Source organism: Vibrio sp. A11, from assembly GCF_013048705.1.
Taxonomy (GTDB): Bacteria; Pseudomonadota; Gammaproteobacteria; order Enterobacterales; family Vibrionaceae; genus Vibrio; species Vibrio metschnikovii.
Window position 1 is genome coordinate 353,286 of sequence record NZ_VHSI01000002.1, and the last position, 12,185, is coordinate 365,470.

The 12,185-nt window shown below is 42.3% G+C and carries 16 protein-coding genes and 2 pseudogenes; 13 read left to right on the forward strand and 5 right to left on the reverse strand.

Features of this window, described 5'->3' with window-relative positions; all coding sequences use genetic code 11:
- Window positions 1-124: 124 nt before the first annotated feature.
- Window positions 125-301, reverse strand: coding sequence for an AlpA family transcriptional regulator (locus FKQ60_RS04100; RefSeq protein ID WP_170906045.1), 177 nt, complete (start codon window positions 299-301; stop codon window positions 125-127).
- Between the two features lie 157 nt (window positions 302-458).
- Here FKQ60_RS04100 and radC point away from each other — a divergent pair, with 157 nt between their 5' ends.
- The 3 genes from radC to FKQ60_RS04115 are packed head-to-tail and all read left to right on the forward strand — an operon-like array spanning window position 459 to window position 1,842.
- Window positions 459-929, forward strand: a complete 471-nt coding sequence (gene radC, locus FKQ60_RS04105; RefSeq protein ID WP_170906046.1) for a DNA repair protein RadC — start codon at window positions 459-461, stop codon at window positions 927-929.
- Complete coding sequence (locus FKQ60_RS04110) at window positions 926-1,360, forward strand: DUF2787 family protein (protein ID WP_170906047.1); 435 nt, start codon at window positions 926-928, stop codon at window positions 1,358-1,360. Before radC ends, FKQ60_RS04110 begins: the two co-directional genes overlap by 4 nt.
- A gap of 47 nt (window positions 1,361-1,407) precedes the next feature.
- A complete protein-coding gene (locus tag FKQ60_RS04115) occupies window positions 1,408-1,842 on the forward strand; it encodes a DUF2787 domain-containing protein (protein WP_170906048.1) in 435 nt (144 codons plus the stop codon).
- A 66-nt stretch (window positions 1,843-1,908) separates the two neighbouring features.
- Here FKQ60_RS04115 and FKQ60_RS04120 read toward each other — a convergent pair whose 3' ends face one another.
- Window positions 1,909-2,334: an RNase H family protein gene (locus tag FKQ60_RS04120; RefSeq protein WP_170906049.1), complete on the reverse strand. Its 426-nt coding sequence runs from the start codon at window positions 2,332-2,334 to the stop codon at window positions 1,909-1,911.
- Window positions 2,335-2,434: 100 nt separating this feature from the next.
- On the opposite strand from FKQ60_RS04120, the gene FKQ60_RS04125 reads away from it, so the two are divergent.
- The 5 genes and pseudogenes from FKQ60_RS04125 (at window position 2,435) to FKQ60_RS04145 (ending at window position 4,366) form a co-directional block, all read left to right on the forward strand.
- Window positions 2,435-2,680, forward strand: a complete 246-nt coding sequence (locus FKQ60_RS04125; protein ID WP_170906050.1) for a hypothetical protein — start codon at window positions 2,435-2,437, stop codon at window positions 2,678-2,680.
- 76 nt (window positions 2,681-2,756) lie between these two features.
- Complete coding sequence (locus FKQ60_RS04130; RefSeq protein WP_170906051.1) at window positions 2,757-3,476, forward strand: hypothetical protein; 720 nt, start codon at window positions 2,757-2,759, stop codon at window positions 3,474-3,476.
- Between the two features lie 149 nt (window positions 3,477-3,625).
- On the forward strand, window positions 3,626-3,784 hold the full coding sequence (locus FKQ60_RS04135) for a hypothetical protein (protein ID WP_170906052.1): 159 nt from the start codon (window positions 3,626-3,628) through the stop codon (window positions 3,782-3,784).
- Window positions 3,785-3,854: 70 nt separating this feature from the next.
- A pseudogene (locus tag FKQ60_RS04140) lies at window positions 3,855-3,986 on the forward strand (IS200/IS605 family transposase); the annotation flags it as partial.
- A 98-nt stretch (window positions 3,987-4,084) separates the two neighbouring features.
- Window positions 4,085-4,366 carry a hypothetical protein gene (locus FKQ60_RS04145; protein WP_170906053.1) on the forward strand — a complete coding sequence of 94 codons (282 nt, stop codon included), beginning with the start codon at window positions 4,085-4,087 and terminating at the stop codon, window positions 4,364-4,366.
- A gap of 290 nt (window positions 4,367-4,656) precedes the next feature.
- Here FKQ60_RS04145 and FKQ60_RS04150 read toward each other — a convergent pair whose 3' ends face one another.
- Together FKQ60_RS04150 and FKQ60_RS04155 are read right to left on the reverse strand one after the other, a co-directional pair.
- On the reverse strand, window positions 4,657-5,301 hold the full coding sequence (locus tag FKQ60_RS04150; RefSeq protein WP_110167517.1) for an inovirus Gp2 family protein: 645 nt from the start codon (window positions 5,299-5,301) through the stop codon (window positions 4,657-4,659).
- A gap of 302 nt (window positions 5,302-5,603) precedes the next feature.
- Window positions 5,604-7,076 (reverse strand): hypothetical protein, encoded by a 1,473-nt coding sequence (locus tag FKQ60_RS04155; protein ID WP_170906054.1) that lies wholly within the window; start codon window positions 7,074-7,076, stop codon window positions 5,604-5,606.
- A gap of 163 nt (window positions 7,077-7,239) precedes the next feature.
- On the opposite strand from FKQ60_RS04155, the gene FKQ60_RS04160 reads away from it, so the two are divergent.
- The 4 genes and pseudogenes from FKQ60_RS04160 (at window position 7,240) to FKQ60_RS04175 (ending at window position 10,876) form a co-directional block, all read left to right on the forward strand.
- Window positions 7,240-7,905 (forward strand): hypothetical protein, encoded by a 666-nt coding sequence (locus FKQ60_RS04160; protein ID WP_170906055.1) that lies wholly within the window; start codon window positions 7,240-7,242, stop codon window positions 7,903-7,905.
- Window positions 7,906-8,362: 457 nt separating this feature from the next.
- A pseudogene (locus FKQ60_RS04165) lies at window positions 8,363-8,812 on the forward strand (integrase arm-type DNA-binding domain-containing protein); the annotation flags it as partial.
- Between the two features lie 235 nt (window positions 8,813-9,047).
- The gene (locus tag FKQ60_RS04170; protein WP_170905368.1) at window positions 9,048-10,409 is read left to right on the forward strand and encodes a type II toxin-antitoxin system HipA family toxin; all 1,362 of its coding nucleotides are present in this window, start codon (window positions 9,048-9,050) and stop codon (window positions 10,407-10,409) included.
- A complete protein-coding gene (locus tag FKQ60_RS04175) occupies window positions 10,394-10,876 on the forward strand; it encodes a helix-turn-helix transcriptional regulator (protein ID WP_170905369.1) in 483 nt (160 codons plus the stop codon). The genes FKQ60_RS04170 and FKQ60_RS04175 overlap by 16 nt, the downstream gene beginning before the upstream one ends.
- Before the next feature lie 321 nt (window positions 10,877-11,197).
- Here FKQ60_RS04175 and FKQ60_RS04180 read toward each other — a convergent pair whose 3' ends face one another.
- Window positions 11,198-11,608, reverse strand: coding sequence for a VOC family protein (locus FKQ60_RS04180; protein ID WP_004395791.1), 411 nt, complete (start codon window positions 11,606-11,608; stop codon window positions 11,198-11,200).
- A 115-nt stretch (window positions 11,609-11,723) separates the two neighbouring features.
- Here FKQ60_RS04180 and soxR point away from each other — a divergent pair, with 115 nt between their 5' ends.
- Window positions 11,724-12,170, forward strand: a complete 447-nt coding sequence (gene soxR, locus FKQ60_RS04185; protein WP_158144165.1) for a redox-sensitive transcriptional activator SoxR — start codon at window positions 11,724-11,726, stop codon at window positions 12,168-12,170.
- Window positions 12,171-12,185: the final 15 nt, after the last annotated feature.

Sequence of the window (12,185 nt, forward strand, 5' to 3'; positions counted from 1 at the left end):
GCCTATCAATACCATCAAATATCATTAAGTTACGATAATATACAGCCTGATTGCATAAGGCGATGAAGAATGACAAAAGACTGATAGAGTGTGACGGATCCCTTAAAAACAAAGCGACATTGAATTACCTTAAAGCTAGACACTCCTCCATCCATTCATCCACTTCACTTTCCACCCAAGCCACCGCCCTATCACCCAAACTCACAGATTGCGGAAACTCTCCGTCATTCATTTTGCGGTAAATCGCTGAACGGCTTAATGCTGTCTTTTCCATTACTTCTTTTAGCTTTAGAAATCTCATGGGACGTTCTCCTATGTCTGTGGTCCTCATGGGATAAAGCGATGGCGTAAAAAAAGATGGTGATGTATTAAGCCTTGGTGCGACAAGGCTTAATCAAAAAAATTTCGGGCATATGTCATCTCAGTGAACCCCAAAGTGATGTACCAAGGAGACTGAAATGACCACATCGAAAAAATACCAACAGCAGCAGCGTTACCAAGAAAATGAAGTGCTAGAGCACGCCGCTCAAATTCTGGCGAATCGTTATTTACGAACCGATGCCTTTTGTCACCCTGATGCCACCAAAGAGTTTCTACGCTTTAAATTAGGCGGCTTAGAGCGGGAAGTGTTTGCGGTGATGCTGCTGGATAATCAACATCGTTTAATTGAGTTTAATGAGTTATTTCAAGGTACGGTGGATGCGGCCAGTGTCTACCCTCGTGAAGTGGTCAAAGCCGCCTTAGCCTGTAATGCCGCCGCCGTGATATTCGCTCATAATCATCCATCCGGTCAGCCTGAGCCTTCAGAGGCTGACAAGCGCATTACACAACGTTTAAAAGACGCCTTAGCGTTAGTCGACATTCGGGTATTGGATCATATTGTGGTCGGTGAAGGTTGTGTCTCTTTTGCTGAAAGGGGGCTGTTATGACCGTCCAACAGACCATCACTACGAGTGTCGAAACGACATTAACCGCGCCACTGACTCAAGTGCTACGCCGCTTTACTATCCCCGAGCATGCCAAGCGGATCGTAATGAACTGTCGCCAAACCCGCTATTACCGAACCCGACAAGGATTACCCCCCATAGAGCTACAACTTGTCCGTCATAGCGCGACGGATGCATGGCACATTGTCATGATGGCGAGCTTTTCCTACCCCCATCAGCAGAGCACTTCACTAGAGCTCGATCTCTATTTTCATTTGCCCAATGGCTGGTGCTACCAAGCCGACGTTGGCTCAGCCAGTCTGGCTCATGATGAAGTACAAACCTTATTGTCTGTCTGGACGACAAGCTTCGCTAGGCATCTTGCTCGACGGGCTTTTGATGAGATCACGGTAAGTGTCATCACCACTCAATAACGCCACGGATCACTTCGTGGCTTCACCAAATATCACAAGGAGGACTTATGTCTCAACTCACTTTTGCAACGTCTACATTGCCCATCTCTCACAAGCTGCATGACTTGTTGAACGAGCAATTCCGTGCCTCATCGCTGAGTTCACCCGCTTTAGAAGCGCAACGCTTACTGGTGTTTCACTTTCGAGATAAAGCCTACAGCGCCGAGAATGGTGGCTTTCATCCGGTGGAAATCGCACTCAGTAAAATGGCGGATGCATGGCATATCGATTATCTAACCGAGTTTGCTTACTTTGGTCATCCCTACCCTGAGCTTGAACGTTGCTTAGATTTTGACTTTCAACGTGGAGAGTTCTTCGCGGCTTATCAAGGATGGCACCCCATCAAGGGCAGTCATGAAGCACAATCACTCTATCAACTGTGGGAACATAACTTTCTCGCTTACGTAGAGATGGGGGTATTTGATGATATCACTTTACGTTGAGAGCTCGACAGCTACAGAGCGATAAACCCTTATAAATAAAGGACTTATCGCACTTTCATCTTAACGTTAGTGGTGTATTGGCTTGGCTAACGCATAAGCTTCATCGATTTGCGGGCAGCATCGCTCTGCTCGACGCACCTTGATGTATTTGGCTGAGCGCAGTTTATCGACCATCTGCCAATAGTCACGATAGGCGACGGGCTTATTGTCGGCTTTACGCCAACCTTTGCGTTTCCAATTGTCCAACCACTCATTAAAGCCACGCACACAAAAATCACTGCGCATGACTATCTCATCATTATCCAAGGCGTACTCTAACCCCTCTATCAATGCGATCATTTCCAGCTCGGTATTGTTGACCGGTTTATCGAGGTCAATAACGTAATCTCGAACTTTTAGACCGTCCTCATCATAGATAACCAATGCCAATGCGCTCTGCTCTTGTGTACTCGATATGCCGATGTAAATGGTGTGGGTTTGTTGTGTGCTCATCTGTTTTTTCCTTATCAAAATATCAGCCAATCTGCTGGGTTCATTAGATAAGGCAAAGACGTAAAAAAATATTGTCATCATTGTATTTTAAGGAGGCTCTATGTCGTCACCGCCCCCCACATCGCACAGCGCATTAGCGCGATTTTTGCTGACGGTGGCCTTGATTGGCAGTCGGCAATTACAACGTCAATGCCAACGCATCCAGCGTGATATTGACGTATTGAGTGATGAAGCCCTACTCGATTGGGTTCAACGCTCCCCTACATGGAGCCTACGCCGTTGGCTCACGGTGGCGGAGCTGATTAAGCGAGGCCATCGATGGCGAGATATTCATCCACGCCAATGAACGGGCATCTGACGTCGCACCTCTGACTAAGATGCCCGTCATTGATTGTGTCTGTTTTCTGCCATGGAGTGAGGCAATGGCCCCGAATAAGACCACCAGCATCGACCAACTGCTGATTGTCCTTGAGTTATATCATCGCATTCCGTTTGGTCGTAAAGTCACCGCTGGACAGCTCCATCAACAGTTAGCGGAAGTGGGGATCTATCGAGACATTCGCACCGTTCAACGTAACTTAGAGTTGGTAGTGAAATTTCTTGATGTCGAGAAAGACACACGAGATAAACCGTATGGTTATAGCAAGCGATTAGGCACTCGCCTTACCTTAGGACCACGAGAAGCCATCTTACTGGAAACGGCACTATCGGGTTTGAAAGCCGCATTTCCAACCGCTTATCATCCGGTGATTGAAGGTGCGTTTGCTCCTTTCTCTCGTCGCAATTCTCCAACCGCTAAAGTGGACATTCGTCCCTGTCGTCCGTTGATTGAGGAAAGCAAAATGGCTCTGTTTGAGCGACTCTGCTTTGCTCTGCATTATCAGCGAGAAATCAAATTGCAGCTCTCACCGCACACTTTGCCGTATTGTTGGCCTCTCGGATTGAGGTGTGAACAGGAGCAATTTTATTTGATTTATGAGTACCAGCATACCCGCTATGCCATCCCCCTAAACGATATTGAGGAGGTCTCTGTCAGTACCTTTGAATTTACTTATCCAAGCCACGCAATGAGCGATATTCACCTCGACAGCTTGGCTCCTTTTCCCTCTTTACCCGCCCTATCGTATTCATCCGGCATCTGATGTCGCTGCCTTGAATACCATAGCGCTGTTTCCACTCCTTACTTTGGGTGATAAATGCCCCAAGTCAGGCCAGAGCTTTGGCATACCAATCACGAGTCACGTCATGGGTCCACTTGTTAACTCCAACCCATGGCGGAGTAGGCAGACTCATGCTCGTTATTAGGAATGCACAAGCCGCTGATCCAGCGCTATCAGTGTCAGGGGGAGAGCTTAGCTCTCTCCCTGTTTTGGTTGTCATCCCTAAACCACCGCCTTGGGCGGTGGTGATTGAACCTTGGGGCTATTGCCCGAAGAAGTGCCCATGTTAGAAGTAAACCTCTTATTCACCATAAGTAAGAGGAAACAAAAACATGGGCGATTACAGAAGTTCATCACATGTCCAATTTTTGGGCAAGAGGTTACTTTGTTGATACGGTTGGCGTAAATGAAGAAATCATCAGACGGTGCGTCAGACACCAAGACAAGAAAGATCAAGAATATGAGGAGCAGTTAGAGTTGAAGATGAACTAACAGCGCGAGTATGCCCCCTTTCAGGGGGCTGTAAACCAAAGCCGCCTTCTAAGAAGGCGGATTTTTACTTTACGACCATCATTATTTAGGAGATAATCATGAACCTTCACCGTACCCTATTGATCCTCGCCACCACCGTGAGTGCATCCTCTTTGGCTCATCCTGTTGTAGAAACACTATCCACCCAGTTAATCACACAGCAGTTGCCGACAGAGCACATTGAGCAACAACTCGATGAGTGGTATCAAATCGAATTAAAACAACTGGACCGCCACGCTCAGCGCCTTTCTGATCGCATCCCGATTGATGAACGCCGAAAAATGGCTCGAACCTCTCTCGAACAGGAATACCAATCACTTAAGTTAAAACTAATACCATAACGACAAAAGGCCGGAGTACATCACTCCGGCTTTTTTTAAATAATTAGCGTCTTAATTTACCTGCCCAGTTGAATCTATATCAATGCTGACGGTCAGTCGATACCGTGATGATGAGGGGAGCATAGTTCGATGAACGTTGAGAAGTGGACCCCGATGGTTGGACACATAAGCAGTGTGGTGACTCTCTAGATACTCTAGTGGACGTGGCTCATATGGCTATGTGTGAAGAACTATCCATAGTGCCTGCTAACTAATCATAACGAATAGATAGGGGAGCGCCCCCCTCTTATTTAAGTTCGAGAACACCCAAAACTTCGATACCTATCCTCAGAACACTTGGTCTCGACTTTAGCTAAGTAGCTGACCCGTTTAAATAGTTGATTTATTTGTTGGTCAAATTTATCTGAATTAAATTCTAACCAATAGGTTGGGTTCTTGGGGAAGTGGACCAAAGTATCACCTTCATCGGTATTAATACCCAATGTTCGACACCAAGCTTTTTTTATCATGTCTGATAAGTTACCTTTTTGTTCAAACCGTCCAAGGGAGTGGTATACGTCTTTGTTCAACAACAAAACGAGATGATAATGGTGACGACTCAATAATTTCCCTTTTTCCTTACACCAAACATATCGTACCTTGCAACTACGAACCGTCTGACCTCGTCTTTTTTTCCGGCTGAGATCTGCTTGAATCTGAGCGTCCAACGAAGCAATAAAGTTCTTTATGACATTTGAGCCATCTGGTTGTAGATTCGATAAATGTAAGTCGACTCTAATCGCTGTCGTTCGAGGGTATTGTTTAACGGCTTTATCAATCGTGTCGTACAATCTATCGAGATAGTTAAGAACTAAATCACCTTTATGTGTCAGGATTGGTAATCCGTTAAATGTTTCACTTCTCGTTGTTTTGAGTTTATTAGTTCTGAAGCTCATCGCTATACCTTTTAGTTAGTGTGTCTGGTATAGGATGGTTAGGTGTAGTTAATTTTTAAGGTGGTAACGTCTGCCTAATGTGTGATGATGTGTTGTGGTCTAGCAATGAATAGCAAAGTAATAATTAATAATATTACCATACCGCAGTGGCCACATGGTCAATAGGTCCTCAAGTAGGCAGTCAATTCTAGTTTTGACCCGAAACTTATCAGCAAATCACAGATTCTCTATCTACTTTCGTTGATAAACCCTAGATTCAAGGTATTGAAACTACTCTGAAATAAAGTACCAGCCATTGGTGGTCATGTATTGTTTTTCGCCCAAATCGAACAGGTGGTATGTTCCTTGAGCACCAAGTTCTCCTTGTCTGCATCATAAAGACGCTTTTCAGCAAAATTCACATTAGGGTAAGGGATTAGACTGTCGATTTTCAGCTCATAGGTGACATTTTCAACAATATATGACGCAGAAATGTTACAGGAAGGATACTTAGCCAATGCCTCTGTATAATGCTGAAAATCATGAATCAAGAGACTTATCATTTTCAGATCAGCCTCTACACCACAGTGCCCTCTAATCGCTTTTGCTAATGACATTGCAAGTCCTAAAGAAAGAGAAATCAAACAACTCTTCCAAAAACAATATTCGTCTTTTAACAAATCAAGGTCGTTTTGCTCATGAAGATATTTCTGAGTAAATATCGAGTCTTTCTGAAAAAATTGCTGAAGCTCAGAGTCTGACACAAGTAACTCTTCCAGTTTTTCATACGTTACCATAGTTAGGGATTGAAAATGGTTTACTAGTATAAAAGCAGTCAAGAGCTCTAACTTAGCCAAGACACCCAAAGTGAGTTCATTCTCCTTTAAAAAGGGGGCTAGTTTTAATCGTGACAAGTTGAAGCCATCAACAAAATAGGTCGCCTTTATACGTTCTGAATTCGATCTGTTGAGCCACCTGTGTATGTTTCTTTTTTTGCCAATCAAAAAAGATAGTTTGAAAGAAAGCTCAAAATCAAATTCATACTTCAAAGAACACCCGTTGAACTCACTATAGGTCAGGTAACATTTGGGAGTATCATAAATAAAGTCGCTGACGTTTTTTAATTTTTCATCAACAAATAGGGCATTCCTTGTGTTTTTCCTCGCCGACAGAAAGTCTAAATCTATCTGATAACGCTTTCCAAACTTGCCGAAGTAGATCGGACATACTCCACCACCAGCCTCACATCTGATAAATCCAATGCTGCGTAGTGTTGCTAGTTGAGATTTCAGACGGCTTTGATTAATCCCCCCCATTAAGCGTCGTATTTTCACTTCACTCAATAGCTCTTCATTTCCAGTTGCGGATGACTGAATAAAGCCCAATTTATTTGCATGAAGGATAAATATCCCGATCAAAAGAAGGTTTGAGGGCCTAAGTTTTAGCTCTTTTTCCTTTAAGGCAGTCTTAACTTCTGGTGAAAATACCTCCGTAAACGCCTCATGGACGGATAGAAAGCCCCTCTCCGTCCATGAGTCGATATAGACAGAATCAAAAGTGAACTCGTGCTTCCCATGCCTTACCTTTATAACCTCACCTACACGGTGAGATTGAAGATATTCAAGCAGTTCAGAAACGACTTTATGGGATACTCCAAAACTTTCACGGAGACGTGAAACGGATACGTCGATCCTATTTTCCCAGCTATTCATTCGCTCGAATATTATCGCCAAAAATAAGTATCTCCCTTCAGGAGAAAGTGGACCAATCTCAGATAAAAACTCAACAACACGCACTAGATACAACCATATATACCCTATTTATAAATCAATAATAAGAAAACAACACAAGATTTAAAACCACATTAATCACAAAATTAAAACATATTTAAATTATTGTTTTAAAGTTTATTTTTTACGTATACTATCAGTAGAGCATAAACGAATGGGATAGATGTTCATGACTGAAAAATCACTCAAAAGCAGAATGCGTTGGTTCAATGCAGATGACCGAGAGATGGTAACCTGGTTAAGAAGTTATGCTAAAAGGCATGCATGGATAGAAGATTTAGCTAACAAGGGGACACATGATAGGTCCCGACTCGACACTAGATTTGCTCAGGACTTCATCAACAATTGGACTAATAAAGAGTCGATAAGCAACGATGATAAATATCGGGTAAATTTGTTAAGAAGTGCTTGGCGTAGCCATTCAAACCGATCCCAAACGTCAACATTTTCGTTGTCTAAAAATGCGAAAAAATCTCTCGACTACCTATCGAAACGACTGAATGTATCTAAAACATACGTAGTGAATGAAACGCTTGTGGCAGCAGTTAAACTAATCAAGAACAACAAAAACAAGAAATTCGAAGCCAGTCTTTTACTTCCGAAATTGGAACGAGAAGAGCACGTACTTGATTCACTTCTAGAAGAGCTATTGGATATTGATGAACTAAAAAAGGAAATTGCAGACTTGAAATCGGAAAATGCAATCTTAAAAAAAGAAATTACCGGCTTAAAAGCGGAGAATAAAGCCTCGCAGAAACCACCAACACACAATCAAAAGTTTGAAATTTCTCATCAGATACGAAAAAAACATTCTCATCAGATACGAAAAAAATAACAGTCTACTATCAGTTCTCAACAGCAAGAATAATGGGGTTAAACTTGGCGATCTAACAAAACTTCGGCAGGGCACTTTTACTATTCAATAAAGCTGTTCATGCTAGAACGAGAAAAACCTCTCATAGTAAGCACTTGATATGGTACCTTCAGCTAAATGATAAAAATCACTGAGATTACGCGAAGCAATCATTTTTAGGAACCATCTTAGTAACCAAATTAAAAGTCAAATCGATTAAATTAAATTAAAAACAATAACTTAAAAATCAAGATCAACTTACGCCAGCCCACCAATTCATAGTTTAAAGACGTCTCAGGACGTCTTTTTTCTTGCCTGCAACAACGTAAAATCAACAACTTAGCATCCACCAGCGTCCAATGCGATTTCATAACAGCTTTAATTTTTAGGTACACTACAAGGTACACTGATTTTATCGTGTTAATTTGGTGTACCCATCATGGTAAAAAACACAGTAAAGCTGACAGATAAAGAGATCAAAGCCTCCAAACCTAGAGAAAAAGAATATAATCTTTTCGATGGTGATGGCTTGCGACTTAGAATCAAACCTAACGGGTCAAAGCAGTGGATCTTCAACTACTATCGTCCCACAAACGGTAAACGAGCTAACTTAAGCTTTGGGATGTACCCAGAGATATCCCTTTTACAAGCAAGAAAAAGCTTATTTTCTGCCAAAGAGCTGATCGCACAAGGCATCGATCCTCAAGATGCTCGAAAACGCCAGCAGCAAGCCCATAAAGAAATCCATGAACATACCTTTGCCAATGTTGCGAAAGACTGGTTTGCCATCAAACAGCACGATGTCACTCTCGATTACGCGATCGATATCTGGCGTTCATTGGAGCTGCATATCTTCCCAAGCATCGCCAATAAACCGAAACGAGCGATCGCAATCACCGAAATACGTAATAACTGAACAAACAATTAACGCCCTACTCCCTATCGCAGCTTTCATAACTAAAACCATCCATTTTGCTCATCAACAATGTGACTTGCAATTTATGAGTAACAATTTACTCATAACAAAGCCAGCCAAACATTAGTGAGTAATTATTTACTCAAAACTTGAAAAGAAAGGGCTTTAAGAGTAATGTTTTACTCATTACTAAGTAGAGGTATTGTCGATGGAAGAAATCACTGTACAGGCTTTTATCAAAGATGAATGGATAGATATTGGTATCATCTCATTCCCTAAAAGTAGCCAACATAATTTCCGAGTGACTGAACTCAACTACCTCAGCGACTATGCGCTAGAACATCACGATAAAGATGACTTTCACGCTGTTTCACTAAACCACCCTGTCTCATTCTTTTTTGATGACATGGGTAAACCTGGATGGTTAAAGTTTCTAGACGATATTATGCCTAGTGGCGCTAGTAGACGATACTGGGTCAAACACCTAGATATTGAAGACCTTAGTTCTGATGAACAAGACTATGTTTTGCTCAAGTTTGGCACAATGTCGCCTATTGGTAACTTAAGAATAAAAGACTCTCTTCCTGAGCGCTACGAAGTAGCAGACAACCTCTACTTCTCTGTTGATGATGTTAAAAATCGAGCAGGTGATTTCCTCGACTATGCACAACAAAGAGGGGCAGCCGCAGGTGGTGCAACTGGGGCTGGAGGTGAAGCGCCAAAGCTGATCCTCCGATGTGGTTTCGATCATGGATCTGGCAGCGAAAAAATATGGATTGATCCATACCAAGATGACAATAGTAACCACGACTTACATTACTTAGTAAAGTACCCTAGAGGCTCAAGAAGCACCATCGACTGCAATATTCTAAGAGCTGAGTTCTACTTCTACCACGAGCTAACCGAAATGGGAGTCGAAACGATCGCCACCGAAGGCATGCGGTTAGAGGAAGGATTAAACTACCCTTCCTTATGGCTGCCTCGATTTGATGTTCAAATTATTAATCAACAAATAAAGAGATTTGGCATGGAATCTGTGTATTCCATTTTGAAAAAAGGCGCAGGAGTCACTCTTGACCACGAAACAACAATCCGAACTCTCATAGAAAAAATTACTGAAAGCCATATGGTTAAACACCAAGGATATAGGTTTGATACCCAAGCTTTCGTCATTGAATGGGTGAAGAGAGATCTACTCAACATCTTATTTGGTAATAGTGATAACCATGGCAGAAACACTTCATTCTTAAAGGGTGATGGAGTCATAAAGCTTGCTCCCGTTTACGACTTCGCACCAATGAAAGCTGATCCTGAAGGCATTCCAAGAACAACAAAATGGAAAGCCCCACTAGAGGTTGGCGGAACTTACGACTTCGTCGGAATAGCGGACACCTTATCTGATCTCGTGCCAAAAGAAGTGTTATTACAAGAACTAGAGGTTACTGCAAGTAAATGCATTGATTTAAAGCAGAGACTAGCATTACGAGGAGTATCAGAACAAATCTTAGAGATGCCAGCCGTTGGACTTAATCATATATCAGAAAAGCTCACTAAATGGGGGTTACTATGAATAAGCCAAGCAATAAAGAGTCCGTACAAGATACCGTTGCTCGTCTAAGAGCAAACCGAAATCAACATCAGCCCAAGGCTGGGACGGATGCAACTCATTCGACCAAAGAACGATCGCAACTTAATACTCCGACTAGATCGAAAACCTCAAAAAACGCCAAAGCAGTAAGTGCAGCAGAACGCAAAACCGAGGCAAACAAAATCATCAAACACTTATTGCTTGGAGAGCTGACACAAGGCCAAGCGTTAAAAAGTTTACGCATTAATATACTGGGACTCAAACAGGATGTGTTCGCAAGACTTGTAAATGTCTCAAGAAAAACACTCTCAGATATAGAGAATGATCGGGGCAGCTACAATACAGAGATTCTCAACAAGGTATTCAAACCATTTGGCTTAAAAGTCGGAATGCTACCGTCTTCTCCCGATGTGTTAAAATCGCTACTAATAGATGGTGAGGCTGGGTAAAATACTCAGTATCAGCGCTATTGCTTTAGATCAAATTGCTATAACAAGCTAGCATTTTTAAATGATTTAGTAATACATCGACGCGGGTTCAGTTCCTTTTGAAGTAGGAAATTGATGTAACATTTGATGCAACACCAAATTGGCAACATCGATATAAGTTACTGAATTTATGAAAAGTGAGAAACCATTTCAAATCCCGCCAGCCCACCAATTCATAGTTTAAAGACGTCTCAGGACGTCTTTTTTCTTGCCTGCAATAATTTAAAATCAATAGCTTAGCATCTAATGACGTTATCTATTCGCTTTCTCTACTTCATCGAGCTAAGTATTACGCTCATTAGGTAAATCACTTAAATAGTGTACAAATTCCACTTCAAACCCATCGGGATCGATAAAGTAAACATTACGACGAAAAGCCTCATTAGTTCCATTATCAGCAATCTCAAAACCCGCTTGCTCTAGACGTGCGATCACTGCATCAAGGTTTTGAGTTTCAAAAGCAAAATGCGCTAAGCCAACGCTGTGCCCAGTACGATCTCTGTTCCTCCCTTCGCCAAACTCATTGAGCGCAAGGTAATGATTTTCATCGCCAAAATGCACCCAAGTTCTGGCTTTGCCATACCACTCACCACCACCTTTCGCGCGTATTTTCCAATGAGGAAAAGCGGCTCGGTAAAAGCGTAATGATTGTTCTAAATCTTTTATGACTAGATTAATGTGTTCAATTTTCATCGTTCTTCTCCTTGTGCTTGATGAAGATACAGGCTAAAACCTTAACCTTGGTTGAGGTAAAGTGTTTTTTTGCTTTTTTATAGAAAAATGAAAAAAAGATGAGGCTGAGCACAATATGTCAAACGATTGGACAGTGGGGAAAGTCGCACAGCGCAGTGGGATAAGTATTAGTACACTGCATTTTTATGAACGTCAGGGACTGATTAAGAGTGACCGCAACGCAGGTAATCAACGCCGTTACCGAAAAGATATTTTACGTCGTGTTTCCGTGATAAAAGCGGCTCAGAAGCTAGGGATTTCTCTGGCAGAAATACAGCAAGCATTAGCAACATTACCTGATAGTCGAACGCCAACTCAAAAAGACTGGCAAGCACTATCAGCACAGTGGAAACAGCGTTTAGATGAACGAATTGCTGGATTGGAAAAGTTGCGCGATACGCTTGACGGTTGTATCGGTTGCGGCTGTTTATCGATGCAAACTTGCCCACTGTATAATCCAGAAGACAAACTGGCCAAACTAGGAACTGGACCCGTACTTTTAGAGCAGTGCCATATAAAATAAGGAAGACAGCAGCAA